The sequence below is a fragment of the Geodermatophilus sabuli genome, assembly GCF_010686765.1.
Classification (GTDB): Bacteria; Actinomycetota; Actinomycetes; order Mycobacteriales; family Geodermatophilaceae; genus Geodermatophilus; species Geodermatophilus sabuli_A.
This window is the reverse complement of record NZ_JAAGWF010000007.1, coordinates 1-26979: the sequence shown is the minus strand read 5'-3', so window position 1 is coordinate 26979 and position 26979 is coordinate 1. Positions and strand designations below refer to the sequence as shown.

The 26979-nt window shown below is 75.6% G+C and carries 24 protein-coding genes and 1 pseudogene; 10 read left to right on the top strand and 15 right to left on the bottom strand.

What is annotated here, in order from left to right; all coding sequences use genetic code 11:
- Positions 1–39: 39 nt before the first annotated feature.
- The 5 genes from GCU56_RS05080 to GCU56_RS05060 all read right to left on the bottom strand — a co-directional run bounded on the left by GCU56_RS05080 (position 40) and on the right by GCU56_RS05060 (position 4373).
- The gene (locus GCU56_RS05080; RefSeq protein ID WP_163480445.1) at positions 40–1125 is read right to left on the bottom strand and encodes a cation diffusion facilitator family transporter; all 1086 of its coding nucleotides are present in this window, start codon (positions 1123–1125) and stop codon (positions 40–42) included.
- On the bottom strand, positions 1122–2267 hold the full coding sequence (locus tag GCU56_RS05075; protein WP_163480444.1) for an SIS domain-containing protein: 1146 nt from the start codon (positions 2265–2267) through the stop codon (positions 1122–1124). Before GCU56_RS05075 ends, GCU56_RS05080 begins: the two co-directional genes overlap by 4 nt.
- Positions 2264–2488: a Trm112 family protein gene (locus GCU56_RS05070; protein ID WP_163480443.1), complete on the bottom strand. Its 225-nt coding sequence runs from the start codon at positions 2486–2488 to the stop codon at positions 2264–2266. The genes GCU56_RS05075 and GCU56_RS05070 overlap by 4 nt, the downstream gene beginning before the upstream one ends.
- Positions 2485–3849, bottom strand: a complete 1365-nt coding sequence (locus GCU56_RS05065; RefSeq protein WP_163480442.1) for a phosphomannomutase/phosphoglucomutase — start codon at positions 3847–3849, stop codon at positions 2485–2487. Before GCU56_RS05065 ends, GCU56_RS05070 begins: the two co-directional genes overlap by 4 nt.
- A gap of 173 nt (positions 3850–4022) precedes the next feature.
- Positions 4023–4373 carry a DUF3499 family protein gene (locus GCU56_RS05060; protein ID WP_163480441.1) on the bottom strand — a complete coding sequence of 117 codons (351 nt, stop codon included), beginning with the start codon at positions 4371–4373 and terminating at the stop codon, positions 4023–4025.
- 198 nt (positions 4374–4571) lie between these two features.
- On the opposite strand from GCU56_RS05060, the gene GCU56_RS05055 reads away from it, so the two are divergent.
- A complete protein-coding gene (locus GCU56_RS05055) occupies positions 4572–5027 on the top strand; it encodes a metallopeptidase family protein (RefSeq protein ID WP_163480440.1) in 456 nt (151 codons plus the stop codon).
- A 40-nt stretch (positions 5028–5067) separates the two neighbouring features.
- Here the strand turns inward: GCU56_RS05055 and GCU56_RS05050 are convergent, their stop codons facing one another.
- Positions 5068–5964 (bottom strand): phosphotransferase, encoded by an 897-nt coding sequence (locus GCU56_RS05050; protein WP_163480439.1) that lies wholly within the window; start codon positions 5962–5964, stop codon positions 5068–5070.
- Positions 5965–6067: 103 nt separating this feature from the next.
- On the opposite strand from GCU56_RS05050, the gene GCU56_RS05045 reads away from it, so the two are divergent.
- The gene (locus tag GCU56_RS05045) at positions 6068–7093 is read left to right on the top strand and encodes a hypothetical protein (protein ID WP_163480438.1); all 1026 of its coding nucleotides are present in this window, start codon (positions 6068–6070) and stop codon (positions 7091–7093) included.
- On the opposite strand, the gene GCU56_RS05040 is transcribed toward GCU56_RS05045, so the two are convergent.
- Together GCU56_RS05040 and GCU56_RS05035 are read right to left on the bottom strand one after the other, a co-directional pair.
- Positions 7068–7934 (bottom strand): GNAT family N-acetyltransferase, encoded by an 867-nt coding sequence (locus GCU56_RS05040; protein ID WP_345771642.1) that lies wholly within the window; start codon positions 7932–7934, stop codon positions 7068–7070. The two genes, GCU56_RS05045 and GCU56_RS05040, sit on opposite strands and share 26 nt — an antisense overlap.
- A gap of 179 nt (positions 7935–8113) precedes the next feature.
- The gene (locus GCU56_RS05035) at positions 8114–8449 is read right to left on the bottom strand and encodes a WhiB family transcriptional regulator (RefSeq protein ID WP_275585718.1); all 336 of its coding nucleotides are present in this window, start codon (positions 8447–8449) and stop codon (positions 8114–8116) included.
- A 232-nt stretch (positions 8450–8681) separates the two neighbouring features.
- On the opposite strand from GCU56_RS05035, the gene cofD reads away from it, so the two are divergent.
- The 3 genes from cofD to rfbA all read left to right on the top strand — a co-directional run bounded on the left by cofD (position 8682) and on the right by rfbA (position 11677).
- A complete protein-coding gene (gene cofD / locus GCU56_RS05030; protein ID WP_204331481.1) occupies positions 8682–9641 on the top strand; it encodes a 2-phospho-L-lactate transferase in 960 nt (319 codons plus the stop codon).
- Positions 9634–10728 carry a coenzyme F420-0:L-glutamate ligase gene (locus tag GCU56_RS05025; RefSeq protein ID WP_163480437.1) on the top strand — a complete coding sequence of 365 codons (1095 nt, stop codon included), beginning with the start codon at positions 9634–9636 and terminating at the stop codon, positions 10726–10728. The genes cofD and GCU56_RS05025 overlap by 8 nt, the downstream gene beginning before the upstream one ends.
- A 79-nt stretch (positions 10729–10807) precedes the next feature.
- Positions 10808–11677 (top strand): glucose-1-phosphate thymidylyltransferase RfbA, encoded by an 870-nt coding sequence (gene rfbA / locus GCU56_RS05020; RefSeq protein WP_163480436.1) that lies wholly within the window; start codon positions 10808–10810, stop codon positions 11675–11677.
- 8 nt (positions 11678–11685) lie between these two features.
- On the opposite strand, the gene GCU56_RS05015 is transcribed toward rfbA, so the two are convergent.
- Positions 11686–12810 carry a hypothetical protein gene (locus tag GCU56_RS05015; protein ID WP_163480435.1) on the bottom strand — a complete coding sequence of 375 codons (1125 nt, stop codon included), beginning with the start codon at positions 12808–12810 and terminating at the stop codon, positions 11686–11688.
- Positions 12811–13122: 312 nt separating this feature from the next.
- On the opposite strand from GCU56_RS05015, the gene GCU56_RS05010 reads away from it, so the two are divergent.
- Entirely contained in the window at positions 13123–15873 is a 2751-nt protein-coding gene (locus GCU56_RS05010; RefSeq protein WP_163480434.1) for a S8 family serine peptidase, read from the top strand.
- A 67-nt stretch (positions 15874–15940) separates the two neighbouring features.
- On the opposite strand, the gene GCU56_RS05005 is transcribed toward GCU56_RS05010, so the two are convergent.
- The 4 genes from GCU56_RS05005 to GCU56_RS04990 all read right to left on the bottom strand — a co-directional run bounded on the left by GCU56_RS05005 (position 15941) and on the right by GCU56_RS04990 (position 19694).
- A complete protein-coding gene (locus GCU56_RS05005; RefSeq protein WP_163480433.1) occupies positions 15941–16333 on the bottom strand; it encodes a hypothetical protein in 393 nt (130 codons plus the stop codon).
- Positions 16334–16602: 269 nt separating this feature from the next.
- Complete coding sequence (locus tag GCU56_RS05000; RefSeq protein ID WP_163480432.1) at positions 16603–17841, bottom strand: DUF222 domain-containing protein; 1239 nt, start codon at positions 17839–17841, stop codon at positions 16603–16605.
- 99 nt (positions 17842–17940) lie between these two features.
- Complete coding sequence (locus GCU56_RS04995; RefSeq protein WP_163480431.1) at positions 17941–18882, bottom strand: DNA-3-methyladenine glycosylase 2 family protein; 942 nt, start codon at positions 18880–18882, stop codon at positions 17941–17943.
- Positions 18883–18923: 41 nt separating this feature from the next.
- The gene (locus GCU56_RS04990) at positions 18924–19694 is read right to left on the bottom strand and encodes an SDR family NAD(P)-dependent oxidoreductase (protein WP_163480430.1); all 771 of its coding nucleotides are present in this window, start codon (positions 19692–19694) and stop codon (positions 18924–18926) included.
- Positions 19695–19873: 179 nt separating this feature from the next.
- On the opposite strand from GCU56_RS04990, the gene GCU56_RS25020 reads away from it, so the two are divergent.
- Complete coding sequence (locus GCU56_RS25020; protein ID WP_163480429.1) at positions 19874–21394, top strand: GDSL-type esterase/lipase family protein; 1521 nt, start codon at positions 19874–19876, stop codon at positions 21392–21394.
- Between the two features lie 120 nt (positions 21395–21514).
- Here the strand turns inward: GCU56_RS25020 and GCU56_RS25470 are convergent.
- A pseudogene (locus GCU56_RS25470) lies at positions 21515–22480 on the bottom strand (acyltransferase family protein); the annotation flags it as partial.
- 245 nt (positions 22481–22725) lie between these two features.
- On the opposite strand from GCU56_RS25470, the gene GCU56_RS04975 reads away from it, so the two are divergent.
- From GCU56_RS04975 to GCU56_RS04965, 3 genes are all read left to right on the top strand, one after another.
- The gene (locus tag GCU56_RS04975) at positions 22726–24039 is read left to right on the top strand and encodes a lipopolysaccharide biosynthesis protein (protein ID WP_163480427.1); all 1314 of its coding nucleotides are present in this window, start codon (positions 22726–22728) and stop codon (positions 24037–24039) included.
- Positions 24036–25607, top strand: a complete 1572-nt coding sequence (locus GCU56_RS04970) for a DUF2142 domain-containing protein (protein ID WP_163480426.1) — start codon at positions 24036–24038, stop codon at positions 25605–25607. The genes GCU56_RS04975 and GCU56_RS04970 overlap by 4 nt, the downstream gene beginning before the upstream one ends.
- Before the next feature lie 76 nt (positions 25608–25683).
- The gene (locus GCU56_RS04965; RefSeq protein ID WP_163480425.1) at positions 25684–26097 is read left to right on the top strand and encodes a polymer-forming cytoskeletal protein; all 414 of its coding nucleotides are present in this window, start codon (positions 25684–25686) and stop codon (positions 26095–26097) included.
- Positions 26098–26123: 26 nt separating this feature from the next.
- Here GCU56_RS04965 and GCU56_RS04960 read toward each other — a convergent pair whose 3' ends face one another.
- Positions 26124–26810, bottom strand: coding sequence for an SGNH/GDSL hydrolase family protein (locus GCU56_RS04960; protein WP_163480424.1), 687 nt, complete (start codon positions 26808–26810; stop codon positions 26124–26126).
- Positions 26811–26979: the final 169 nt, after the last annotated feature.

The window sequence follows — 26979 nt, the reverse complement described above, 5'->3', positions numbered from 1 at the left end:
CTGTGCGCCCGGCCCTGCCGGGCCGGAGTGAGAGGTGGGTCACGCCCGCGGGGCCGCCGACGAGCCCGACCCGGCGGCCGCGGGCCGGCGCAGGTCCGGCTCGATGTAGATCACCCGCGCGATGGGGACGGCGGCCCGGACGCGCGCCTCGGCCGCGTCGATGGCCTCGGCGATGCAGCTCGCGGTGTCGTCGTGCGCGACGGCGACCTTGACCGCGACGAGCACCTCGTCGGGGCCCAGGTGCAGCGTCTTCATGTGGATGACCGACAGCGGCGGCGTCCCGTCCTCCAGGGCGGCGACGATCTTGCGCCGGTCCTCCGGCGTGGCCGACTCGCCCAGCAGCAGGCTCTTGGTCTCCAGCGCGAGGACGACGGCGATCACGACGAGCAGGAGGCCGATCGCGACGGTGCCCAGGCCGTCGTAGACGCCGTTGCCCGTGATGGTGGCGATGCCGACGCCCAGCAGGGCGAACGTCAAGCCGGTCAGGGCGCCGACGTCCTCGAGCAGCACGACGGGCAGCTCCGGGGACCGGGCGTGCCGGATGAACTGCCAGTAGCTGTCGTCCGGCGACTTGACCGCGGCGGTCTCCTTGACGGCGGTCCGCAGCGAGAAGCTCTCGAGCGCGATCGCGACGACGAGCACGCCGATCGCCCACTGGGGCGACTCCAGCGCCTCCGGGTGCTGGAGCTTGTGCACGCCCTCGTAGATGGCGAACAGGCCACCGACGCTGAACAGCACGATCGCGACGATGAACGCGTAGATGTAGCGGTCCCGGCCGAAGCCGAAGGGGTGCTCGGGCGTCGCCGCGCGACGGGCCCGCTTCCCTCCGATCAGCAGCAGCACCTGGTTGCCGGAGTCGGCCAGCGAGTGGATCGCCTCGGCGAGCATCGACGAGGCGCCGGTGACGAGGAAGGCGACGAACTTCGAGATCGCGATGCCGAGGTTGGCCAGCAGCGCGGCGATGATCGCCTTGGTGCCGCCGTGCCCGCCACCGCCGTGGTCCTCGCCGCCGCCGTGGTCACCGCCACCGCCGTGGTCACCGCCACCGGGCCCGCCCCCACCGTGCCCGCCGCCGGATGCCGGCCCGTGTGCCGGGCCGGTGCTGGTCGTGGTGTCGGTGCTCATGAATGGGCGGCCCTCTCGGAATCCAGTGCCAGGGCCAGGTAGACGGCCGTGAAGTCGGCCACGGCCAGCTGACGGGCCAGGCGGGGCAGCCGGCCGTACCGCTCTGGTTCCCCGTGCTCGGCCAGTCCACTCACGGGCACGTTGGCCGAGGCCGCGGTGCGCAGCACCTCCTGCAGCGCCTCGCGCGCCGAGCGCGGCTCGCGTTCGCCCGCGCCGTCGTGCTCGCCGGCGTCGGTGTCCCGGATGGTGAGCAGCCGCAGCCGCCGGCCGGCGTCCTCCGCGCGGTCGCGGAAGAAGTCGTCCGGGCCGCCCCCGGGCGCCAGCGGGCCGCCGAGCACCGAGCAGGCGGCCACCCGCTGGTCGGGCAGCCGGAAGGTGGTGACCGGGAGCCCGGCGAGGGTGGCCAGCTGGTCGGCGATGCGGGCGGCGGCCGTGCCGGCCAGCGGGCCCTCGGCGGCGATGGTCGGCAGCGCGTCGAGCAGCTCCAGGGCCAGGGTCTTGGCCGGGTTGACGAAGGACTCCTGCGCCGGACCGCACTCGCCGGCGGTCTCGTCGAGCGCGGCCGCGACCGCCTCGAGGTCGGCGGTCTCCGGGGACCACAGCTCCAGGTCGGTGGCCAGCCGCAGGAGCGGGGTCAGCATCGACCACAGCGTCGTGTGCCGGACCCGGCTGCGCGGGAGCGCGACGTAGGGGGCACGGGCGGTGGAGCAGGCTGCGCGCAGCGGGGCGTCCTCCGCCCCGATGCCCAGCAGGGTCACCCCCCGCCGGGCCGCCTCGTAGGCGGGGGTCACCGCGTAGCGGCCGGCGCCGGTCCGGGTGGCGACGACGGCGATGTCGCTGGGCCCGGTCCAGACCGGCAGGTCCGGCCCGGGGACGACGTCCACGGTCACCGGGCTGGCCGGCCCCAGCAGCGCGCGCAGCACGGAGGCGGCGACCGCGCCCTCGCGCCGGGCGACGATCACCAGTCCCCGCGGCCGGCCCCCGGCGGTGACCCGCTCCAGGCCGGCCTCCTCGGTGAGCCGGGCGGTCTCACGGACCTGCGCCCCGGCGCCGGCCACCGCCGGCAGCAGCCCGCGGGGGTCGCGGGCGCGCAGGACGTCGAGGTCGTCGAGGACCTCCTCGGCCAGCTCCGGGGACGTCATGGGGTGGCGTTCCCGGCGCCCCGGTCGCGCGCCTCGTCGAGCAGGAGCACCGGGATGCCGTCGCGGACCGGGAAGGCCCGGTCGCACGTGGCGCAGACGAGCTCCCCAGCCTCCTCGTCGACGGTGAGCGGGCTGTGGTGGGTGTCGGGGCAGGCGAGGATCGCCAACAGCTCCGGGTCCAGGCCGAGCGGCCCGGCGGTGGGTTCGGGGGTCGTGGTCACGTCCGCACCATCTCCAGTACTCGATCGCGCAGCGCGGCCATCCGCGCGGCGTCCGGCGCCTCCACGTTGAGCCGCAGCAGCGGTTCGGTGTTGCTGGCCCGCAGGTTGAACCACGACCCGTCGGGCAGCTCGACGGTCAGCCCGTCGAGCTCGTCGACGGTCACGCCGTCCTCGTCGGCGAAGGCGCCGCGCACGGCCGCCGTGCGGGCGGCCGCATCGTCCACCGTCGAGTTGATCTCCCCCGAGGCGGCGTAGCGGCTGTAGGCGGCGGTCAGCTCCGAGAGCGGGCGGCTCTGCTCCCCCAGCGCGGCGAGCACGTGCATCGCGGCCAGCATGCCGGTGTCGGCCCGCCAGAAGTCCCGGAAGTAGTAGTGCGCGGAGTGCTCCCCGCCGAAGACGGCGTCGGTGCGGGCCATCTCCTCCTTGATGAAGGAGTGCCCGACGCGGGTGCGCACCGGCTCCCCGCCGTGCTCGCGGACGATCTCGGGGACGGCGTGCGAGGTGATCAGGTTGTGGATGATCGTCGTCCCGCGGCCCTTGGCCAGCTCCCGGACGGCGACCAGCGCGGTGACCGCCGAGGGGCTCACCGGCTCGCCCCGCTCGTCGACGACGAACACGCGGTCGGCGTCGCCGTCGAAGGCCAGCCCGAGGTCGGCGCCGGTGCGGCGGACCTCGGCCTGCAGGTCGACGAGGTTGGCCGGGTCGAGCGGGTTGGCCTCGTGGTTGGGGAAGGTGCCGTCGAGCTCGAAGTACAGCGGCAGCACCTCCAGCGGGAGGCCGTCGAGCACGACCGGCACGGTGTGACCGCCCATCCCGTTGCCGGCGTCGACGACCACCCGCAGCGGGCGGATGCCGCGCAGGTCGACCAGGGTGCGCAGGTGGGCGGCGTACTCGGCGAGCACGTCGCGCTGGGCGACGGAGGCGACGCGGTCGGGCACGCGGTCGTAGCCGTCCCGCTCGGCCCACTCCCGGATCGTGACCAGGCCGGACTCCTGCCCCACGGGGGCGGCCCCGGCACGGCAGAGCTTGATGCCGTTGTACTGCGCCGGGTTGTGGCTGGCGGTGAACATCGCGCCGGGCACGTCGAGGGAGCCCGAGGCGAAGTAGAGGAGGTCGGTGGAGCCGAGACCGGCCTCGACGACGTCGACGCCGCGGCTGAGCACCCCCTCGGCGAACGCCCGGGACAGCGGGACCGACGTCGCGCGCATGTCGTGGGCGGTCACCACCGCCGTCGCGCCGCTCTCCAGCGTCACGAACTCGGCGAAGGCGGCGCCGATCCGGCGGGCCACCCCCTCGTCCCACTCGTCGGGGACCACGCCCCGGACGTCGTAGGCCTTGATGATCGACGAGAGACCAGACACCCGCTCACCCTCGCACCGATTCCACCGCCGGCTCCCCGGCCCACGGTGCGGTCAGACACTAACGGCGCACGTGCCGACGGACTCAGCCAGGACGCCGGGGGTGCCCGACGTGGCGGCCCCGCTGGAGGCACCCGCCGCGAGCCTGGGAGCGGTGGGGGCAGCGGGGTCCTCCGTCAGGGGATGTCGGGGAGGATGCGCAGGTGGCCGCGGCGGATCCCGCTGCCGTCGTCCGCGGGGCTGCGCGGGGGCTCGGGCCGGGCCGCCTCGCGGACGGCGTCGGCCAGGGCCAGCAGGTCGTCCCCGGTGGGGCCGGAGTCGTCGAGGTCGATCTCGTGGCGGACGACCTCCCAGCCGCGCGGCACCGTGAGCCGGCCGGCGTGGAACTCGCAGAGGTCGTAGCTGTGCGGCTCCGAGAACGTCGCCAAGGGACCGACGACGGCGGTCGACTCCGCGTACACGTAGGTCAGGGTCGCTGCCGCCGGTTGCGCGCAGCCGCTGCGCGAGCAGCGACGTGACTGCCTCACCACCGGTTCCTCACGAAACGCACAGTAGACGCGTCGCCGGGTCGTGTGCATCAGGCACACCGGGATTCTCGGCGGGTCCGGAGCAGGCGCCCCATCCTGCACGACGGCCCCGTGCACCACGCGGGGTGGTGGCCCGCCGCGGCGCAGGACCGGCACGACCGGCACCTCCGCGAGCCTCGGTCGTACGCTCCACACGCCATGAGCCGACGCCCCCGTTCCCGCCGCGACCGGCACGGTCGTGGCCTGCGCGGACGGCTGGTCCCCGAGGGGCTGCCCCTGGCGCGCAGCCGCGGCGAGCAGTTCGACGACCTGGTGCTGGACGCGGTCGAGGACCTCGAGCGCCGGTGGGAGAAGGAGCTGGCCGGCGTCGAGTTCGCGGTCGAGGACGTCCCCTGGGTCGAGCACACCAGCCCCGACGACGTCGTCCACGACACCGACGTGCTCGACGACGGCAGCGTGCCCCTGGCCCGCGTGCTGCCGGCGCACCGCGAGGGCGGCCGGGAGGTGCCCCCGCGGATCGTGGTCTACCGACGGCCGCTGGAGCTGCGCGCGCACGACCGCGACGACCTGGCCGACCTCATCCGCGACGTCGTCGTCGACCAGGTGGCGGTGCTGCTGGGCCGGGACCCGGAGGAGATCGACCCCACCGCCTGAGGGCCCCGCGCGGCCTTCGTGGCCACATCGGCCACCGGGGTCAGCTGGGGGCGGCGACCGGGCTCCCGAGCTCGACCGCGATGCCCCGGGCGTCGCTCAGCCGCGCCCGGCAGAAGGCGAGGTCGAGCCCGTCACCGCGGCCGGGCCGGGTGATCCGCTCGGCGAGCTGCTCGAGGGCCACGGCGTGCCAGAGCAGCCCGACGTCGGGTTCCTCCCAGCCGGCGGTGCGGTCGAGCACCACCCGGGCCACCCGGGCGCGGTCCTCGTCGTCGGGAGTGGTGGCCCACAGCGTGAGCAGGTCGCGGTGCCGCGGCCCCGGCCGGACGCCGGTCCACTCGAGCACCACCATCCGGCCGCCGTCGTCGAGGACGGCGTTGGCCGCCCGGAAGTCGCCGTGGGTGACCTCCGACAGCGGCAGCTGCGCCGCGGCGGCGCGCACGGCGCGCAGCTCCCCCAGGCGGATGCCGCCGCGCAACAGCCGGCCGGTGTCCCCGACCGACGAGCGGGCCCGGCGCAGGGCCGGCGCGGCGGGCGGGTGCCACGGGCGGCCCGGGGGTGCGGGCAGCGGGGCGATGCGCACGGCGGCGTCGACCGCGGCCTCGGTCCAGCGCGGGCCGCCGGCCGGGACGGGGTGCACCCGGCCGGAGAGCAGCCAGCGCCCGTCGTCCGCGGCGGCGAGCACCTCGGGGACACCGATCGCCCGCTCCTCGGCCCAGCGGCGCCCGCGCAGCTCGGCCCGGAGCCGCCGGCGGCCGCTCTCGGTGACCGCGAGGTCGACGACCCGGTCCGGCAGGACGCCCTGCACCACCCCCAGCGACCCGGTGAGGTCGGTGACCGCGGTGAGCTGCTGCTCGACGCCGAGCTCGGTCAGCAGTGCGGTCACCCGCTCCCGCGCCGCGCCGTCCGCCGCCGTCGTCGACCCGCTGCTGCCGCTCATCGGGGGGATCGTCCCAGCCCGCCGGGTGCTGCGCACGGACGACGGGCGGCGCGGTCGGACGCACCTCCCGGCGGCGGGCGCGGTGACTGCGATGCTCTCCGCGATGGACTCCTCCGCGCCGGCCGCCGTCCCGTGGCTCGTGCTGGGCGGGGCGCTGCTGGCCCTGGCCGGCCTGGCCACGGTGTGGCTGACCGGCCGCCGGGACCGCCCGCCGGCAGCCCCGGCGAGCGCTGCTCCTCCTCCGGTGCCGGCGCCGCCTCCGGCGCCGCGGTTCGCCGACGACGACCTGCCGGGCTTCCTCGACGCGCCGCCCGGCACGCCGGCCCCGGAGCCCCCCGCCCGGGCCGGGGACGCGGCGGACCGGGAGGAGCCAGCCGCCGCGGAGGACCCGGCGACGACGCGGGCGCTGCTGGCGATGGCGTCCGCGGCGCTGCTGCTGGTGGCCGTCCTCGCGGGGGTGGCCGGCGGCGTGCGGGACGCCGACGAGGCCGCCGCACCGCCGTCGGCCTCCCCCGCTCCGCCGTCCCCGCCGGTGGAGCCCTCCGCGCCCGCTCCGCAGGTGCCGCAGCTGCCCGGCGTCCCGACCGACCCGCTGCCCGGCGAGGGCGGCGCCGGCACCCTCGCCAACCGGTCGGTGCCCCTGGGCACCGACGGCGTCGCCGCACGGCTGGCCTTCGGCGGGATCGTCGTCGAGCGGCACGCGGTGGGGGTCGCCGTCGGGTACCCGGCGCTGAGCCTCACCGCGCAGTCCGCCAGCCCCGGCGGCGCCGCACTGGCGCACCTGCGGCTGCCGACCTGGAACTGCCTCGACGGTCCCCCGGCTCGCGATCCGGCCGACGCCGGCTGCGTGCCGTCCCTGACCGAGTACGCCGACCTGCCGGCGCCGGCCCTGACCCTGACGCGGGACGGCGACGACCTACGGCTGACCGGCCGCTTCCCGACCTACACCCGGCCGGTGGGCACCGCGCCGGTCTACACCGGGCGGGTCTACGACCTGACCGTGACCGTGTCGCCGTCCGGCGCGGTCCGCGACGGCCGGGCGACGGCCGAGGCGACCCTCTTCCTCGGCACCGACCGGGTGGGCACGCTCGACGCGCCGGGGCTCAACGAGGTCCGGTACGCCGGCTGACCCTGGCGGGCAGCAGTCCGCCGCGGAGGGTGAAGCTGACCAGCGGCGCGCCCATCTCGGTGGACAGACCGCCGCGGTCGGAGAACCCCCACCAGGGCCGGCGCTCGGGGCCGTCGAGCAGGGTGAGCAGAGCGGCCGCGAGCCGGTCCCCGTCGGCCACCACGGCCAGCTCCAGCTGCCCGAGCGCGGCGTGCAGCCGGGCCACCGCGCGCAGGTGCTCCCGCGACTGCCGGGCGGGCTCGCGCGCCAGCAGCTCCGGCAGCCACCGGTCCAGCAGCCGAGGGTCACGGCTGCGCAGCACGGGGCCGGCCGCGTCGAGGTCGTCGACCAGCCGGGTGCTGCGGGCGTTGGCGAACGCGCCGTCGGGCCGCAGCCGGCCGAGGGCGCGGAGGGTGGGGTCGCCGAGCGGGAGGCCGGTCAGTCGCAGCGTCCAGGGCCGCCACAGCGAGTCCAGCAGCGCGAGCACCCCGGCGGCCAGTGCCGTGGCGGCGGCGTCGTCCCGCGCCGGGAGGCGGGCCGGTGGCGTGCCGGGCGGGACCGGGCCGGCCGAGGCGGGGAGCAGGGTGGCGGTCACCCGCGGACCGGCGGCGCGCAGGGTGAGCGCGGCGAGGGCGGCCGGCGGGGTGGCACTCCCCCGGACCGGCCCGGGGCCGTCGACCACGACGGCGACCGGACGGGGCCGAGGCCGTCGGCCGGCGGCGGCGGCGTTGAGGACGGTGGCCGCCCACGGGGCACGGGCGGTCGCCGGGGCGCGCAGGCCGGCCAGCAGGGGCTCGGCGGCGCACAGCTGCCGCAGGACCGGGCCGCGTCCGGTCAGCACCCGCGTGGTCGGCGTCGTCACGCCCCCGAGGACACCACAGCCGCCGACGGAGAGTCCGTCGGCGGCTGCGAGGAGAGCGGGGCTGGTGTCACACGACGCTGTGCGTGGTCGCCCCCCGGCTCGCCAGGGGGAGGACGGTCAGGCCCCGTCCCGGGTCCCGCCCTGAGCGTGCGAAGGGCGGGGAGGACGGGGTCCTTCCTTCAGACCGCGCGGCGGCGGAGCCGGCGGCGCTCACGCTCGGAGAGACCGCCCCAGATGCCGAAGCGCTCGTCGTTGGACAGCGCGTACTCGAGGCACTCGGCCTTGACCTCGCAGCCGGTGCAGATCTTCTTCGCCTCGCGGGTGGAGCCGCCCTTCTCGGGGAAGAAGGCCTCCGGGTCGGTCTCGGCGCACAGGGCGCGCTCCTGCCACGACTGGACGTCGGCCTCCAGCCCGGCGGTCCACACCCCGGCGAAGCCCTGCCCCGTGGCGGTAGCGAAGTCCGCGTTCCGCTCCGACGCGCTCATGTAATCGCTCAACCACGACACCTCTGCCATGACGATGCGTCCCCTCTCGCTCTCGTCCTGAAGTGCGCTCCGCGGGGAGATCCCGGGCCGCTCAGCACTCAGTGACACCGCCGGAATTACACGCGTGTCGTTGCCGACCCGTCAACTTAGCCCGGTGTAAGCGACTCGCCACACCTGCCCCATCTGTCACAGGGTGTCTGTCACATCTCGTGGGAGACATCGACACGCCCGGCGAACAGTGCACAACTGACCATGGGGCACGATGAGTTTCGTGCACATCGTCGTCCTCGCCGGAGGGGTCGGCGGAGCCCGGTTCCTGGCCGGTCTCCGGGCCGTCACCCCGCCGGAGTCGATCACGGCGGTGGTCAACACCGGCGACGACGTGACGATGCACGGGCTGCGGATCTGTCCCGACCTGGACACCGTGATGTACACCCTCGGCGGCGCCATCGACCCCGAGCGCGGCTGGGGGCGGGTCGGCGAGAGCTGGACGGTCAAGGAGGAGCTGGCCGGCTACGGCGCGGAGCCGACCTGGTTCGGCCTCGGCGACCGTGACCTGGCCACGCACCTGGTCCGCACCCGGATGCTGGACGCCGGCTACCCGCTCTCCCAGGTGACCGCGGCGCTGGCCGACCGGTGGCAGCCGGGCGTGGAGCTGCTGCCGATGAGCGACCAGCGGGTGGAGACGCACGTCGTGGTGACCGACCCGGACAGCGGCCGGCGTCAGGCCATCCACTTCCAGGAGTGGTGGGTGCGGCACCGGGCGGCGCTGGAGGCGTCCGCGTTCGTCCAGGTCGGCGTGGAGACCGCCCGACCCGCCCCCGGGGTGGTCGAGGCGTTCGCCACCGCCGACGCGGTCGTGCTTGCGCCCTCGAACCCGGTGGTGTCCATCGGCACCATCCTCGGCGTCCCGGGCCTGCGCGAGGCGCTGCTGGCGACGCCGGGCCGGGTCGTGGGCATCGCCCCCGTCGTCTCCGGCGCGGTGGTGCGCGGGATGGCCGACCGCTGCCTGCCGGTGGTCGGCGTCGAGGTGAGCGCCGAGGGCATCGGCCGGCACTACGGGGCACGGTCGGACGGCGGGCTGCTCGACTCCTGGCTGGTGCACACCGGCGATCGCGCCGACGTCCCGGGTGTCGACGTCCGGGCCGTGCCGCTGCTCATGAGCGACCCGGACGCCACGGCCGCGATGGCCCGAGCCGCCCTGGACGCCGCAGGTGTCTGAGGAAGGACCCCGTCCTCCCCACCCCTCGCGGGCCCGGGACGCGGCCGAGGGGCTGACCGTGCTCCCGGTGCCCGGGCTGCCGGAGTTCGGTCCCGGGGACGACCTGGCCGCCGCGGTGGCCGCTGCCACGCCGTGGCTGGCCGACGGGGACGTCGTCGTCGTCACCTCCAAGGTGGTCGCCAAGGTCGAGGGGCGACTGGTGCGGGTCGAGCCCGGCACCGACCGGGAGGTCGCCCGGCAGCGTGCGATCGACGCCGAGACCGTGCGGGTCGTGGCCCGGCGCGGGCCGCTGAAGATCGTGGAGACCCGGCAGGGCTGGGTGGTCGCCGCGGCGGGCATCGACGCCTCGAACGTCGCCGGCGACACCCTCGTGCTGCTGCCGGAGGACGCCGACGCCTCCGCCCGGGGCCTCCGGGCCCGGCTGCGGGACCTGCTCGGGGTGGACGTCGCCGTGGTCGTCAGTGACACCTTCGGCCGCACCTGGCGGGAGGGGCTCACCGACGTCGCCGTCGGCTCGGCCGGGATCGCGGCGCTGGCCGACCTGCGCGGGGCCGTGGACACCCACGGCAACCGGCTGGAGACCACCCAGGTCGCCGTCGTCGACGAGCTGGCCGCCGCGGCGGACCTGGTGAAGGGGAAGCTCGGCGGGCTGCCGGTCGCCGTCGTCCGCGGCCTGCCGTTCGAGCCGCCGGCCGAGGACAGCGGCACCCGCCCCCTGGTCCGGCTCGGCGCCGGGGACCTGTTCCGCTACGGCACCCGCGACCTCGTCGCCACCCGCGCCCCCGCGGCCGACCTGGTGCCCCGCCCCGGCGAGGTGGACGCCGTCGCCGAGGCGTTCCGCGTCGCCGTCGCCGCGCTGCCGGAGTTCCCCGTCGTCGTGCGCTACGGCGGTGCCGACGACGGCGTGGTCGACGTCCACCTCCCGGAGCGGGCGACCACGACCACGGCGGTCAACCTGGGCGCGGTCATCGGCGCGGTGATCGTCCAGCTGCACGCCGAGGGCTGGACCACCCGCTGGGAGCCGGTCGGCACGCCGGGCGGCTCCTCACTGGTGGGCCGGCTCTGGCTGGGCAGCCCCGCGGACTGACCGGGCGCTCCCCCCGAGGGGTCACGCCCGCCCGTGGAGCGGGCGGGGCGTGGCGGGCGACTCGGTAACGTCGTCGCCCATGCGCGGGATCATCCTGGCCGGCGGTACGGGGAGTCGGCTCTTCCCCATCACGCAGGCCGTGAGCAAGCAGCTGATGCCGGTCTACGACAAGCCGATGGTCTACTACCCGCTCTCCACGCTGATGATGGCCGGCGTCCGCGAGGTGCTGGTGATCACCACGCCCGGCGACCAGGAGGCCTTCCGGCACCTCCTCGGCGACGGCAGCCGGCTCGGGATGAGCATCGAGTACGCCGCCCAGCCCCGGCCGGAGGGCCTCGCTCAGGCCTTCCTCATCGGGGCCGAGTTCCTCGGCGACTCGTCCGTGGCGCTGATCCTGGGCGACAACATCTTCTACGGCGCCGGGCTGGGCACGGCGCTCTCCCGCCTGCCGGAGCCCGACGGCGGGCACGTCTTCGCCTACCACGTGGCGAACCCGCAGGACTACGGCGTGGTGGAGTTCGACGGAGAGGGCCGGGTGCTGTCGATCGAGGAGAAGCCGGCGCAGCCCAAGAGCTCCTACGCCGTCCCGGGGCTGTACTTCTACGACAACGAGGTCGTCGACATCGCCCGCGGGATCACGCCGAGCGCGCGCGGTGAACTGGAGATCACCGCGGTCAACGAGCACTACCTCCGGCAGGGCCGGCTCACCGTCACCGCCCTCGACCGGGGCACCGCCTGGCTCGACACCGGCACCTTCCAGTCACTGCGTCAGGCGACCGAGTTCGTCTCCGTCGTCGAGGACCGCCAGGGACTGAAGATCGGGTGCATCGAGGAGGTCGCCTGGCGCCAGGGGTGGCTGGACGACGACGGACTGCGGCGCGCCGCCGAACCCCTGGGCAAGAGCGGCTACGGCGACTACCTGCTGCACCTGCTGGTCGAGGGCCGCTGACCCGCTGATCAGTCGCCGCGCCGCCGCCCGGCGCCGACGGTCACCGTGACGCACACGCCCAGCGTGACGACGCCGACCAGGGCTGCGGCGAGGACTCCGACACCGTCGGCGTCGAACAGACCACCGGGCACGACCGAGGACGCGGTCTCCAGCTCGACGGCGATCGGTGCGTCCTCCGCCGATGGCTCGGTCGCCGCCGGTTGGTCGCTCGGCGTCGGCGCGGAGTTCGTCATGGGCGCAGGACTCGCCGTCGGCGCCGGGCCCGTCGTGGGCGCAGGGTCCGTCCTGGGCGCAGGGTCCGAGGGATGGGGAGCGGCGCTCGGCACGTCCGTGGGCGAGGCGCCGTCCGGTGCCGGGACGGCCGGTGGTGCTGCCGTGGTCGCCGGCGCGGGCTCCGGGGACTGCTCGGGCTGGAGGGTCTCCGGCGCGGGCACCGACGCCTCGGCGGGAGCCGGAGGCTCGCCAGGCGCGGGCGGCTCAGCGGGCGCCGGGGACTGAGCCGCCGCGGTCCCTGCGGCGGGAGCCGGGACCTCCGGGCTCGCCGACGGCCCGCCGTCGAGCGGGAGGTCCGGCACGGACTCTGCCGGGAGGGCGACGGGCTCCTCCGCCTCGCTGGCGGGCGAGTAGGTCAGCACGAGGCGGCCCCGGGCGTCGTCGTCCACCGGCGTCGCGGCGGCCGGGGACCGTCCCGGGTCCGCGGCACGCCGCGTCTGGATCAACGCAGCGGCTCCGTCGTCGGACGCCACGTACCACCACGGCGCCGTGACCGGGGCCGCCGTCGGCGCGTCCGTCCCGGCACCCGCCGCGGTGGGGGACGGCAGCTCGTCGACGTCGCCGAGGTCGATCAGCAGGGTGCTGCCCGGGACGACGATGAGCGAGCTGGTGCCGCCGGCCGGCTCCCCCGCCACCGGCTCGCCGCCGTGCAGCGTCACGCGGACGCTCGTCACACCCTCGGGGACGACGAACTCCTGCTCCGTCCCGGTGTCGAGGTAGGTGCAGTCCGTCGTGACGCCGTCGGGCGAGGGCACGCACCGCTCGGCCGCGCCCGCCACGGAGGGGCTGAGCAGGCCGGTGACGATCATCCCGGCGACCCCCGCGAGGGTCAGGGCGGAGCGACGTGCGGCGCGTGACAAGGCGGTACTCCCGGAGTCCCGGCGCACCGCCCCCGGACCCTCGGGCCGCGAGCGGCCGCTGACGGCCATCGATGCGGAAACGTTAGGAAGTCGGACCCGAACTCAGCGTGAGGACATGCCTGTCCCGACCGAGGGGCCGGTGCCACCTGACCCTGCGGCCCACCCTGTCCCAGTCGTCACTCCCGTGCGGCGTCCCCCTCGTCCGGGTGGGAGGGCGCAGGACGACCCGTTCGAGCGATCGGCACGAGGCCCCGACGTGTCGATGGGGTGAGGTAGCCCGCCGTGCGCGGGTCCACCGAGGGATGGGACGACATGGCAGGCAGCACGGGGATCGGCACGGGACGCCGTACCAGGCGCGGGCGCGTGGTGGTGGCCGCGGTCGCCGCGATGACGGTGGGGTTCAGCGGTGCCGCGGTCATCGACGCGTGGTTCCTGAGCCCGAGGCTGGCGATGGCCGACGAGCTCGGCCCCGGCGACGGGCTGACCCGGCTGGTCGTGCGGGCCGACGGCGGCGTGACCGCCGAGCAGGTGGCCGCGCTGGGGACCCTGCCGGCCGTGGACTCGGCCCAGCCACTGTTCGACGGCTCGGCACTGGTGGCCGGCACCGACATCACCGCCGCGGACGTGCAGACCGTCGTGCCCGGCGCCGAGGTCGAGCTCTCCGTGCCCGGCGAGACCTACGGCCTCGTCGTCAGCGACCCGTTCTGGGGCGGCTACGGCTGGAACCTGGAGAACACCGGGTCGAACGTCTACGGGGGCGGGGCGACGGCGGGCGCGGACGTGTCCGCTCCCGCCGGCTGGCAGGCCGGCACGGGCCGCGGCCTGGTCGTGGCCGTGGCGGACAGCGGGTACGCCCTGTCGCACCCGGACATGGCCGGGGCGCTGTGGACGAATCCCGACGAGAGCTGCGGCTCGTCCGACGCGGACGGGAACGGCAAGCCCGGGGACTGCCACGGCTGGAACTTCTACCGGAACACCTCGGACATCACCAACGGCGGCGACAACGCCCACGGGACCGCCGTCTCGGGGATCGTCGGGGCACGCGCCGCCAACGGCGAGGGCAGCGCCGGTGTGGCGCCGGACGTCACGATCATGCCGCTGGTCATCGGCGCCGGTAAGAGCGTCGACCTGTACGCCGGCGCGCAGGCGATCCGGTACGCCGCCGACAACGGCGCGGACGTCGTGAACGCGAGCTGGGGCACCGTGCAGGACGACCCCGGGGCGGCGTCGATCCTCACCGCCGCCATCGCGTACGCCGACTCCAAGGGCGTCGTGGTCGTCACCGCGGCGGGCAACGACTCGCTCGACCGCGACACCCAGCGCCGCTACCCCGCCAGCCTCGACCAGCCGAACCTGATCACGGTGGGCAGCAGCACGGCGGCCGACCGGGTCGCCGGCCACTCCGCCTACGGCGACGCCACGGTGGACCTGTTCGCCCCCGGCCAGCGGATCATGGTGCACGACAACAGCGGCGGCTACGGCATCGGTGACGGCACCTCCTACGCCTCACCCCACGTGGCTGCGGCGGTGGCCCTCTACAAGGCGCAGGACCGCACGGCCACGCCCGCGGAACTCAAGGCCGCGCTGCTGGCCGACGTCCAGTACCTGCCGGCGTTCGCCGGGAAGTCGGTCACCGGTGGCCGGCTGGCGCTCGACGACCTAGGCAACACGGCGGCACCGGTCTCCTACGTCTTCTCCGCCATGTCCGCGGACGCCGGACCGGTCGCCCCGCGAGTGGTGGCGACCGGCTCCGCTCCCGCCGGGGCCTACGAGGTGGCCTTCGGCCTGGGCATGGAGCACGGCGGCCAGGTGTACGCGCTGACCGGGCAGGACATCACCCTCGGCGGGGTCACGGCGACCACCGACGACGACGGCGCGGCGACCTTCTCCCTGGGCACCCGTCCCGGCCTCGGGTCCGTGGCGCTCTCCCCCACGACCGAGCTGGCGGAGGGCCGCTACGTGCTCACCGCGCGCGTTCTCCGGGACGGGAGTCCGCTCGGACTGGCCTACGCGGCGCCCCTGCTGGTCGGCGACGAGGCGCGGGCAACCGCACCCCAGCCTGGCACCGGGACACCCGGGACGCCGGTCCCGGACGACGAGGAGGCGGGCGGCGCCGACCCGGACACCGGGACGGCCACGCCGGCGCCGGGCACCGGCACGCCCGGCACGGGCACCGGCCCGGCTCCCGGGTCGGGCACTCCGCCCCGCACGGGCACGCCCGGCCCGGTCGGGCCCGCTCCGGACGCCCCCGGTGCCATCGGCACACCGGCCCCGGACACCGACGACCGCACCGGTACGCCGGCTCCGCAGACCCCGGCCACCGACGGCGGCTCGGGCGCGCCGGCTCCGGGAGCCACCGGTCCCGGGACGACCACCCCGGGGACGACCGGCCCCGGCACGGGGACGCCCACCCCGGGGGCGACCGACCCGGGCGCGAGCGACCCGGGCGCGAGCGACCCGGGCACTCCCCCGGCCACGGGTGGGAGGAAGGACTATCCGGAGACCGGGCCGTTCCGGCTCACCTCCATCTCGCCGACCGTCGTGAGCGCGGCCGGGGGCACCCGGGTGGTCATCACCGGCCTGGCCATCCCCGAGGGCGCACTGGTCCGGGTCGGGTCGACCGGCGGGGCGCAGGTGGACGAGGTGAGCCCCACCCGGCTCACCTTCACGACGCCGGCGCTGGTGGCCGGCCGGTACGACGTGTACGTCTTCTCGCCGGACCGGTCCACCTCCTCGCGCCTGGACGCCGCGCTGACCTACGTGGCCGGCGGTTCCGGACCGACCCCGGGAACGAACCCCCAGCAGCCCGGCGGTTCGACCCAGCCCGACCCCGACGGCACGGCCCCGGGCGTCCCGGATCCGGGTGCGACGGATCCGGGCACGACGGGACCCGGCGCCACCGATCCGGGCGCGACCGACCCGTCCACTGGCGGTTCCGCCGGTGGCGGCGTGGTCACCGGCCCGAACGGTGAGCGGTTGAGGTACTCGGCGAGGTTCGCCTCGCTCGGCGCCTCGATCTGGGGCATCGACTGCTCGACCGGCTGCAGCGGGCTGGCCCTGTAGCCCTGCCACGACCGGCGACGCCGCGCACCCGGCCGGGTGCGCGGCGTCGCCGTCGTCGGGGGGCGGATCAGCGGCGCAGCGCGTCGCAGGCTTCTCCGTCGTCGTCCCCGTCGAGCTGAGCGACGTCGGAGCCGTACGTCGCGACGGACCACTCGAACCAGGCCTGCGCCGCCGGCCAGCTCCCGCCGAAGTCGTCACTGCCCCGGCGGACGCCGAGGGTGTCGCCCGCCTGACCGTCCGACCAGCGGCCGGCCAGCACCCGGTCTCCGGGGTCGCCGTACGAGAAGTCGCTCGAGGAGACGCCGGTGCTCACGTCGTTCTCGACGAAGTAGTGGCCGCCCCGGCCGACCATGAGGGTGTCGGTGCGATTGCCGTCCCGGTCACACACGTCCACCTCGTCGCAAGCCTCGCCGTAGGCCAGCACCGTGCTGGCGATGCCGCTGACGGCGTCGTTCAGCAAGCACTGCGTCCCCGCGCCGCCGACCGTCGTCCCCTGGCTGAGGCCGGTGCCATCGTGGCCAGGACACCTGCCGTGACGGCCGCGGCCGACAGCGCTGATCGTGTTCCCCGTGCCATGTCCTGCCCCCGTTCGGGCGCCCCCGTGGCGCCGGGCACGGAGTGGCACGGATCGATCCGGTACCGGAACGCAGTGGCTCCCGAGTCGGCGCGACAGCCACGCCGACGAGCGGACACGCGGCTCTCGGAGGACGACGCTCCCCGACCGGCGGCTCAGCCGGACCGGCACGGGCCGCGCGGGACGATCTCGCTGCCGTCGGGGCGGACCGTGTGCCAGACCGCGGTGCCGGGATCGCGGCGGACGGCGAACCCGCCCTCGTGCACCGCCGTGTGGTGGCGCTCGCAGAGGAGCGCGCCGTTCTCACAGCTCGTCGGGCCGCCGTGGGCCCAGTGGACGACGTGGTGGACGTCGCACCAGGCGGCGGGAGCCGTGCAGCCGGCGAAGACGCACCCGTCGTCCCTCAGCTCGACGGCACGGCGGACGCCGGCGCTCGCGGTGCGCTGAGCCCGCCCGACGTCCATCGGCAGCCCGTGCGGGCCGGTGATCATCCGCACCACCGAGGCGTCGCAGGCGAGCCGACGGGCGGTCTCCGGCGTCACCGGGCCGGCGAACGGCAGCTCCGCGGGGGCGGCACCGGCCGCCGTCCGCGCGGCTGACAGGGACTGCCAGTCGATCGTGACCCGCACCTGCGGCCGTTCGCCACGGACCTCGGGGAGCTCTCCGGCCACGAGCGCCCGCCGGCACAGCTCGACCAGGGCCTCACCCTGACGCTCGGCGTGGCTGCGCAGGTCTCCTGCCGGGCGGTCCGCGCCGGCCAGGGACTCCAGTGCGGTGTGCACGGTCTCGGCACCGACGGGGTCGAGATGACCGCTCAGGTAGACCCGGCCGGTCAGCGAGACGGCCAGCGAGAACCGTCGATCCACGTCGGCGGCGTCGGCGAGCTGCCCGTCGGGGTCGACCCCTGCCACCCACCGGCGCACCGCCTTCGCGGTGTCCTCAGGACCCAGTTCACGGGCCGCCGTGGCGAGCACGCGGTCGGTCTCGGCGACGTCGATCCCGTGGCCGGCCGCCGCGGCCACCCGCGCGGGGGTCACGGCGGAGGCGATCACGCCGACGTGTGCGGACGTCATCTCTCCCGCGGTGAAGGCGGCCTCGACCTCGGGCAGCTCGGCGAGCCGCCGTCCCGCCCGGACGAGCGCGACGGCCTCCCGCCCGGAGACCCGGCAGTGTCCCGTCAGCCACGACCTCATCGACACCATGCCGTCGTTCCGGTGGGCCTGCCGGACGTCGGCCGCGCGCACCAGGCGGGTCTGCAGCGCCGAGAGCCGGTTGACCGCGGCCTGGACGTCGACGACGGCCGTCAGCAGCTCGGCATCGCCGAGGTCCGCCGCATCCCACTCCGCGGGGTCCAGCGCGGCGAGCTGGTCGACCACCGAGCGCCAACCCGACACCGCCGACCACCTCCCGCACCACCGTCCGACGACTCGAACACTAGTACGATCGGGTGACAGAAACCGCAGCTCAGCCGCCGTGTGGACAACCGGGAGACGTCAGATCCGGCGGTAGTTGGTCGGCGCGTTCCGCGGGCCGCGGCGCGGGGGGCGGCTGCCGCCGGCGAGCAGCAGCCGGACGACGCGCTGGCGGTGCCCCCGCCACGGCTCGAGCAGCTCGAGCATGCCCTCGTCGTCGGTCTTCCGGCCGGCCAGCGACCAGCCGACGATGTTCTTGAGGTGGTAGTCACCGACGCTGACGGTGTCCGGGCAGCCGTGCGTCCGCTGCACCACCTCGGCCGCCGTCCAGACACCGATGCCGGGCACCGAGGTGAGCCGGCGCTGCAGCGTCGGGGAGTCGCAGTCGTCATGCGGCTCGAGCCGGGCGGCGACGGAGGCCACCGCCCGCAGCGCCCGGCGGCGGGCGCCGTCCAGGCCGCAGCGGTGCCACTCCCAGTCGGTGACGTCGAGGACCCGGCGCGGCGACGGGACCACCTTCATGCCGGCGGGAGCCGGCCCGGGCGCGGGCTCTCCGGCCAGCCGCAGCAGGTCCCGCCACACCCGGTGCGCCTCGACGACGGTCACCTTCTGCTCCAGGACGGCGGGGACCAGCGCGTCCCAGGTGCGCCCGGTGCGGCCCAGGCGGAGCCAGGTCGTGGTCCGGTGCAGCCGGACGACGAGCGGGTGGGAGCCCGGGTCGAAGCCGTCGGGGCAGTCGTCGGCACCCAGCCAGCAGGGCACGGCAGACCCGGCCCAGACCGCGCCCGGCCCCCAGGCGGCGATGCGGATCTCGCCCGCGACCGGCGTGATCCGGACGGTCGCCGGACCGTCCGGTGTCGTGGTGGTGCGCCAGGCGGCACCGGCGTCGTCGTAGCGCAGGGTCGGGTCCCCGGCGCTGCGCTGGTGCGGGTACAGCGCGCGGCGGAGGTCCAGCGGCCAGTCCGGCCGCCACGTGGCCTCGTAGTCGGGGACGGTGACCGCGGGGAGGACGGCGGTGGTCACAGGTGCTCCTGGGGAAGTCAGGACGTGCTGTGCGGGAACGGTCAGCGCGGCGCCATGCGGAGGGCGCCGTCCAGCCGGATGACCTCGCCGTTGAGGTAGCCGTGCTCGACGATGTGCATCGCCAGATCGGCGTAGTCCGCTGGGCGGCCCAGGCGCTTGGGGAAGGGTATGCCCGCCTCCAGGGCGATGCGGGCCTCCTCGGGCAGGCCGGCGAGCAGCGGGGTGTCGATCAGCCCGGGGGCGATGGTGCACACGCGGACGCCGACGGTGGCCAGGTCGCGGGCGGCGGGCAGCGTCATGCCGACGATGCCGCCCTTGGAGGCGCTGTAGGCGATCTGTCCGATCTGCCCGTCGTAGGCGGCGATCGAGGCGGTGTTGACGATGACGCCGCGCTCGCCGTCCTCTCCCGGCTCGGTGGCGGCCATCGCGGCGGCGGCCAGTCGGAGCACGTTGAAGGTGCCGACCAGGTTGACCATCACCGTGGTGGTGAACGGGGCCAGCCCGTGCGGCGAGCCGTCGCGGTTGACCACGCGTCCGGCCGTTCCGATGCCCGCGCAGTTGACCGCGACGCGCAGCGGCCGGTCCTTGCCGGTGGCGTCGGCGAGCGCGGCCTGCACGGAGGCCTCGTCGGTGACGTCGGTACGGACGAAGGTGGTGTGCCCGCCGAGCTCCGCGGCCAGCGCCGTCCCCTTGTCCTCCTGCAGGTCGAGGATCGTCACGGCCGCCCCGCGGGCGGCCAGCGCACGGGTGGTGGCCTCGCCCAGCCCGGAGGCCCCGCCCGTGACGACGGCGGCGACGTCGAAGCTCTTCATGGGCCCGGACCCTAGCCGCGTCGGCGGCCGACCCGTCGCGCCGCCGCCCGGGCCGGCTGTGCCGATCGAGAGGGGAGGACACGACTCAAGATCCGTCCCGTCCGGTCGATACCTGGCAGGCCGGACGACCGGGAACCAGCAGACCAGCCCGACGGATGCCGGGACGACGGGGGACGAACGTGGGCGCACTCGGCGCGGGCCGCCGCTGCCGACTTCCGGGGATCACCGCACTGGGCCTCGCGCTGACGCTGGCCGGCGCTCCGGCCGCGTCCGCACAGGGCGCGCCGGTCGGCGGCTCCGGCGCCCGGTACCTCCTCGCCGGCGCCGGCAACACGAGCGGGTGGGCAGCCTCGGCGTACTACTACGGCGATCCCACCGATGTCGTCTTCTTCGGCGACTTCGTCGACGGGAGCGGCGCCTTCGGCAGCGACGGCCGGGACGAGCCCATGGTCCGCCGGGGCAGCACCTTCATCATCCGCGGCGCGGAGCAGCGGCCCTTCGTCTACGGCGACCCGGGCGACACCGTGCTGGTCGGTGACTGGGACGGCGACGGCACCGACACCCTGGCCGTGCGGCGGGGCAACCGCTACTTCGTCAAGAACGACATCTCCACCGGCTTCGCCGACTCCACGTTCTCCTACGGCGAGCCCGGCGACGCCGTCCTCGTGGGGAACTGGGACGGCGACACCAGCGCCGCCGACGCGGAGCGCACGGTCACCACCGACACGCTGATGGTCCGGCGCGGGAACCGGTACTTCGTCAAGAACGACACCACCACCGGGTACGCGGACTACGACTTCTTCTTCGGCGAACCCCGCGACACCGTGCTGGTCGGCGACTGGGCGACCGACGGGGAGTCCGGCGACCACGCCTCCCAGCTGATGGTCCGACGGGGCAACCGGTACTTCCCCTCCGCCGAGGTGTGGACGGCAGAGGCGCAGCGCAGCGGGTTCGGCGTGGGCACACAGGGGTCGTTCCTCTACGGCGAGCCGACGGACACCCCCTTCGTCGCGGCCCTCCCCCGCCGCATCGACGACACCACCGGCACGCGGGTCGTCCACGGCGACGGTCTCGCGGTGCGCCGCACGACCGGCCCGGGCGCGCCGTCCACCGAACCGGCCGCCGCCGCCGCCGGCGACTCCATCGGGGTCCGGACCTACGCCGCCGTCGGCGACTCGCTCACCGCCGGCATCCCCGGCGGGCCGGCGACCGGCATCCAGCGCCCGGGGGCTTCGTCATGGCTGAACGGCGAGACCGCGCAGCGGCTGGTGCTGGCGGGAGGCTGGGCGGTCTCCAAGACCACCACGAGCGACATGCTGGCCAACGTCGTCCCGACGCCCTCGGACGTGCTCGTCCTGCTCGGCGGGGCGAACGACGTCAACCTGCTGCCCTGGGAGGTGACGGCGGCGAACCTGCGGGGGATCTCGGCGAGGATCGGCGCCCGGAACACGCTGCTGGTCGCCATCCCTCCGATGCGTGGCTCGTCGGCGGCCCGCGCGGCCTTCAACGCCCGGCTCGCCACGCTGGCCAGCCAGCAGGGGTGGCGCTTCGTCGACCCGTGGGGCCCGTTCAGCGTGAACGGGAACTGGGCCCCCGGAGCCGACCAGGACGGTTACCACCCGACGCCGGAGACCGGGGTCGCCGTCGGCCGGGTGATCGCCGACGAGGCCTGGCAGGCCGCGGCGCGCCGCAGCGGCTGACGCGGGCCGCCGGGCGACCGGCATGCGCTCGCGGCTCCCCCCGCGCCGGGCCGTCCACCGCAGGACCGCCCGGCGGCCGGGTTCCTCGAGCAGCCGGTACACCGCCGCCGCCAGGGCCCAGGAGACCAGGAAGGCGAGGGTGCTGGCCGCCAGTCCGGCGACGCCGGTGGTCGGCCGCTCGGGGAGCAGCGCGCCCACCGCCTGCAGGACCGGCATGTGGATCAGGAAGAACGCGAAGGACCACACGCCCACCCGCTGCCAGGCCGGGCCGGCGAGCACGGGAGCGCCCCGCCGGTCGCGGGCGGCCAGCGTCGACACGAGGACCATGAAGCCGAGGGCGGGGAGGGCCAGGTTGGGGACGGCGGAGTAGCCGGCGACCGAGGCCACCGCCACCAGGACCCCGACGGGCACGGACCGCACTCCCGGCGACGAGGTCACCGCGGCGTGCACGCCGAGGTAGAACACCGGCAGGTAGGCCGGGGGGCAGGTCGCCCACACCCAGTCGTGCCGGAGCGCCTCGCCGCCGAGCAGGGCGAGGGCGGTCAGTCCGGCCAGCGACCACCGCGGGGTGCCGCGGAACAGCCGGGCGACCGGTCGCAGGGTGAACGGGAGCGTTGCGTAGAACAGCACCTCGACGCTCAGCGACCAGGCGGGCATGGAGATGCTCGCCCCGGATGCGCCGACGTCCCAGCTCTGCAGCAGCAACCCGTTGGACAGCAGGGAGCCGGGCGCGAGCAGCGGACTGTCCGGGTCCGCCAGCACCAGCGCCCCGATCGCGAGCACCAGGGCGAGGGCGTAGACGGGGTAGATGCGGGCGGCCCGGCGGGTCAGGAAGGCCGTCGCGCCGTCCCGGAGCGCCGCCGGCCGGGCGAGCAGGAAACCGCTGAGGACGAAGAACAGCAGGACGGCGTTGATGCCGATCCCGCGCAGCGCCGTCCACCCGGCTCCGAGCGGCGTGGCGCCGAGCATCCACCCGAGGTGGTCGACGAACACGGCGCCGGCGGCGATCCCGCGGAGGCCGGTCAGGGACGGCAGGTGCTGCGTTCTCCTGACGATGGTCTCCGGTACGGCCACCGGATCGACCATACGGAGGCGCTCCGGGCCGTCCCGGACGCGCGGGGCACGAGGTGCGGATGGGACGTCCGGGATGAGATCGGCTCGTCCGACCGCCTGCGCGGGCACGTCCCGGTCGCGAGTTAGCCTCTTGCGAGGTGTCCGGGACCGCCGCGCAGCACCGGGTCGATGCCCCCGGTGGGCAGCCGTCCCGAGCCGATCGCCGACCGGTCCCTGGGCCGACCGGCCGCCGTGCGGCCGCTTCGAGAGAGGACGTCATGTCCACCGAACCAGCGGCCTCCCCCGGCGACGCGTCCGGTCTCGTCGCCCGGTGGCGATCGGTTCCGCTGCTCGGTCAGCTGGGCCCGGTGGCACTCGGGCTGGTCGTGCTCGGGCTCGGGTCGTTCGCCTACCTGAGCGTGACCGGACGCGCGCTGGGCCCCACCGCCTTCGCCCCCGTCGCGACCCTGTGGGTGCTGTTCAACGGCGCCGGCCTGGCGCTCTTCCAGCCGATCGAGCAGGAGCTCAGCCGTGCCACCGCCTCCCGGCGGGCGCTCGGGGAGGGCGGCCGGCCGGTCCTGCTGAAGGCGGTCGGCTACGCCGTCGGCGCGACCGCCGTCGTCGGTGCGCTCACGCTGGCGTTCTCCGGGCTGCTCACCGACCGGGTGTTCAACGGGGCGGGGATCCTGGTGCCCTTGCTGGTCCTCGGGCTGGTCGGGCTGGCTGCCGAGCACGTCCTGCGCGGTGTGTTCGGCGGGAACGAACGGTTCTCCCGGTACGGCGCGCAGCTGGCCGTGGACGGCGCCCTCCGCATCGTGGGTCCACTGCTCCTCGTGCTCGCCGCCGCGCACGACGTCGGGGCCTTCGGGCTCGCCCTCGTGCTCGCCCCGCTGCTCGCGGCCGCGCTCACCGCCGGGCGCCCCGGCACCCTGGGGCAGCCGGGCCCGCCGCTGCCCTGGCGCGACATCGCACCGCACCTGCTGGTGCTCACCGGCGCGGCGCTGCTCTCCCAGCTGATCATCAACGCCGCCCCGATCGCCGCGCAGGTGCTGGCCCGCGCCGACGAGGCCGAGGCGGCGGGCATCTTCATCTCGGCCCTGGTGCTGACGCGGATCCCGCTGTTCTTCTTCGGCGCCGTCCAGGCCGCGTTCCTGCCCTCCCTGGCCGGGCTGGCCGCGGTCGGCGACCGCCCGGGCTTCAGCCGGCAGCTGCGCCAGGTGGTCCTCCTCGTGTCCGCCGTCGGCGGGTTGTTCATCCTGACGATGGCGGCGATCGGACCGCTGGCGCTGCGGCTGCTCTACGGCGACGAGTTCGTCGCCACCCGCACCGAGCTGGTGCCGCTGGCCATCGCGGCCGCGCTGTACATGGTCGCGCAGGTCATGGCGCAGACCCTGATCGCGCTGCGCGCCTACCGCGACGCCCTCATCGGCTGGGCGGCCGGGTCGGCGGTTTTCATGCTCGCCCTGCTGGTGCCCTCGCAACTGGAGCTGAGGGTCGGCGCGGCCTTCCTCGCGGGCTCCCTGGTCGCGCTCGCGACGCTGGTCGTCTTCGTCCGGGCGCGGGAGCGCCGGCTCACGGGAACCGGCCGATGAGCCGGGTCGACCAGCCGCCGCACACGGCGCCGCTCCCCCGGGTCACCGGGACGACCGGCGTCGCGGGACGGCCCTCGTCGCCCCGCCGTCGCTGGTGGACGGCGTTCGCGCTGCTGAGCCTGCTCGGCGGGCTGTGGGCGCTCGCCGACCCGGTCTTCAGCGTCCCGGACGAACCGGCCCACGCCGTCTACGCCGCGGCCGCGGTCCGCGGTGAGCTCTGGGCGCCCACCACCGGTATCGACACGACGGTCACCGTGCCCGCCACGTACGCCAACGCGAGCACCGCGGCCGCCTGCTTCATCTACGACGGCACCGTCCCGGCCGGCTGCGCCGAGCTGTTCGTCGCCCAGCCGGGGACGGCGGAGGTCGTGACCACGGCGGGGCGCTACCCGCCGGCGTACTACCTGTTCGCCGGGTCGGCCACGCTCGTCGCCGACGGGGCGACCGCGATCTACCTCATGCGGTTCCTCACCGTCCTCGTGTGCGCTGCGCTGCTCGCCTCGGCGTTCCTGTCGGTCAGCGAGCGACGGTCGCCGTGGCCGCTCACCGGACTCGTCCTCGCGTGCACCCCGATGGTGCTGTTCTTCACCGGCGCGGTGAACCCGCAGGGGCCCGAACTGGCCGCGGGCATCGCGCTGTGGGCGTCGGCCCTGGCGCTGTTCCCGCCGCCCGGACCCGCGGGCGACGGGGACGACGCCCCCCGGGTCGCCCCGCGGCTGGTCCTCCGCTGCCTGGCCGCGATGGCCGCGCTGGCGCTCATCCGGCCGCTGTCGGTGGTCTGGCTCGGCCTGATCGTGGGCGTGGTGCTGCTCGCCCGGGCGACCGGCCCGCGCCTCGTCGCCCTGCTGCGCGACCGCTGGATGCTGCTGGGCGGGCTGGCCGTCGGCGCGATGGTCGCGATGACCGCCGTCTGGGTGCTGGCCCGGGACGCGCTCCGCCAGTGGTCGCGGCCGGTGGACCTGGAGATCAGCCGGGCGGCGCTGTTCTCGGTCTCCAAGCTCGACGGCGAGCTCGCCGAGATGGTCGGCGTCTTCGGCTGGCTGGACAACGCCGCGCCGGGCCTGGTGCAGCTGCTCTGGATCGGCGCGGTGGCCGTGCTGGCCGTGCTGGCCGCCGCCGTCGGCACCCGCCGCGAGCGCCTGGCCCTGGTGGCCGTGGTGGCGATCAGCGTGGTCATGCCGGTGGTGTCGGAGCTGTCCTCCTACCGGGAGAGCGCCTTCGCCTGGCAGGGGCGCTACATCCTCGCGTTCAGCGCCGGTCTGACGGTGCTGTCGGGCTACCTGCTGGCCGACCGGTTCCCCGACGACATCGGCTGGCGGGTCTGCCGGGGCCTGGTGGTGGCGGCCGGGGTCGCACACCTGGTGGCCTTCATCGGCAACCTCAACCGGTACGTGCACGGGATCGACAGCTTCTGGTTCCTCGACGAGCCGGGCTGGCGCCCGCCGCTGCCGGCCTGGCTGCTGATCGCCGCCTTCATCCTCGGGACGGCGGCCGCGGTGGCCGGCCTGCTGCGCGTGCTCCGCGGGCGGCAGGACCCCGCGCCGCTGCCGGCGGTACCCGCCGGCTGACGGGCTGGGGCAGGCTGGCGGGTCAGCGCCTCCGAACGGTCGACGTAGGCTCGTCGGCCGACGGACGGAGTACCGAATGTTCGAGAAGCTGACCGGCGACGTCCAGGGACCGCTGGAGGTCAACGGCGCGCTGGAGATCGACGGCACGCTGCACGGGGGCGCTGACGTCACCGGGACGCTGGACCTGCGCGGGGCGTGCTACGGCCCCCTCCAGGTCCGCCTGGACGGCCACGCGGACGTCGAGGCGGTCGTGCACGGAGACGTGCTCGCCCACAGCGGCCGGCTGCGCCTGCGGGGCATCGTCGAAGGGATCCTGAACGCCCGGCCGGAGGCGGACGTGCGCTTCGCCGTGGGCACGATCCTCAACGGGCGGCAGCTGCAGGCCGACGGCAGCTTCGTCCCGGTGGAGGGGCCGTTCCGGCTGAACATCCCGGACGACGCCGTGATGATGCGGCTGCAGCCCGACGCCACCTGGGCGCCCGTCGACTGAGTCAGCGAGCCGGCGCTCGCGCACGGTCAGCGCCCGGAGATCAGTCCGGCCAGCGTCGGGGCGATCTGGGCGGCGAAGACCGCGTGGCCGTCCTCGTTGAGGTGCAGCCCGTCCGACGCGATGAGTTCGGGGCGCCCCATCAGCCATCCGCTCGCGTCGACGAACGTGGCACCCGCCTCGCGTGCTGCGTCGGCCAGGGCGTCCCGCAGGGTGTAGAGCTCCACGGTCGGCTCCTGCCTCGGCCACTCCGGGCCGATGACCAACAGCTCCGCCTGAGGAGCCGCCGCCTCGATGAGGGCGAAGGTGGCGACGGCGTCCTGGCGCACCGCCTCCGGTGCGAGCGTGATGTCGTTGAACCCACCGAAGACGATGACGACGTCCGCGTCCTCCGGCGGGGGCTCCGTCGCGATCGTGTAGGGGTAGGACCAGCCCACCTCCCAGTTGGTGTACCCGGACCCGGCGTGGCCGTGGTTGACCAGTTCGAGGTCCAGGTCGTCCGCCACCAGGGCCGGCCACCCGCTGGGCAGCTCGGCACCCACGCCAGGCCCGACGTAGCTGTCGCCGTAGGCCACGACCAGGGGAGGCTCCGGCGGTGCACTGGTGGTGCGGGGAGCCGAGGTGGTGGGCTCGGCGGCCGCATCGACCCCCTCCGGCGCGGTGCACCCGCCGAGCACCGCGAGGACGCTGACGAGCGCAACAGCCCTGCCGCGCATGACTCGTCCTCACCCCCGGCGGTGCGCGTTCGCGGCACTCGCGATCGAGGGTAGCGAGGCCGCCGGACGCCGCTGTCGCCGCGCGTGTCGGTGGGTGTGGACGCGACTGAGCCCCCACCCGGGCCCCGGTGGGGGCCCGAGCAGGGGCTCGGTCGTTCAGTTCTGTGCG

Excerpts from the sequence above, each read along its gene's own strand:
- GCU56_RS05075 (WP_163480444.1), bottom strand. The coding sequence starts at position 2,267 with ATGACGTCCCCGGAGCTGGCCGAGGAGGTCCTCGACGACCTCGACGTC.
- GCU56_RS05045 (WP_163480438.1), top strand. The coding sequence starts at position 6,068 with ATGGACTCCTCCGCGCCGGCCGCCGTCCCGTGGCTCGTGCTGGGCGGG.
- GCU56_RS04970 (WP_163480426.1), top strand. The coding sequence starts at position 24,036 with ATGAGCCGGGTCGACCAGCCGCCGCACACGGCGCCGCTCCCCCGGGTC.
- GCU56_RS04960 (WP_163480424.1), bottom strand. The coding sequence starts at position 26,810 with ATGCGCGGCAGGGCTGTTGCGCTCGTCAGCGTCCTCGCGGTGCTCGGC.
- GCU56_RS05055 (WP_163480440.1), top strand. The coding sequence starts at position 4,572 with ATGAGCCGACGCCCCCGTTCCCGCCGCGACCGGCACGGTCGTGGCCTG.
- cofD (WP_204331481.1), top strand. The coding sequence starts at position 8,682 with ATGAGTTTCGTGCACATCGTCGTCCTCGCCGGAGGGGTCGGCGGAGCC.
- GCU56_RS05010 (WP_163480434.1), top strand. The coding sequence starts at position 13,123 with ATGGCAGGCAGCACGGGGATCGGCACGGGACGCCGTACCAGGCGCGGG.
- GCU56_RS05035 (WP_275585718.1), bottom strand. The coding sequence starts at position 8,449 with ATGGCAGAGGTGTCGTGGTTGAGCGATTACATGAGCGCGTCGGAGCGG.
- GCU56_RS04990 (WP_163480430.1), bottom strand. The coding sequence starts at position 19,694 with ATGAAGAGCTTCGACGTCGCCGCCGTCGTCACGGGCGGGGCCTCCGGG.
- GCU56_RS05050 (WP_163480439.1), bottom strand. The coding sequence starts at position 5,964 with ATGAGCGGCAGCAGCGGGTCGACGACGGCGGCGGACGGCGCGGCGCGG.
- GCU56_RS04975 (WP_163480427.1), top strand. The coding sequence starts at position 22,726 with ATGTCCACCGAACCAGCGGCCTCCCCCGGCGACGCGTCCGGTCTCGTC.
- rfbA (WP_163480436.1), top strand. The coding sequence starts at position 10,808 with ATGCGCGGGATCATCCTGGCCGGCGGTACGGGGAGTCGGCTCTTCCCC.
- GCU56_RS05080 (WP_163480445.1), bottom strand. The coding sequence starts at position 1,125 with ATGAGCACCGACACCACGACCAGCACCGGCCCGGCACACGGGCCGGCA.
- GCU56_RS04965 (WP_163480425.1), top strand. The coding sequence starts at position 25,684 with ATGTTCGAGAAGCTGACCGGCGACGTCCAGGGACCGCTGGAGGTCAAC.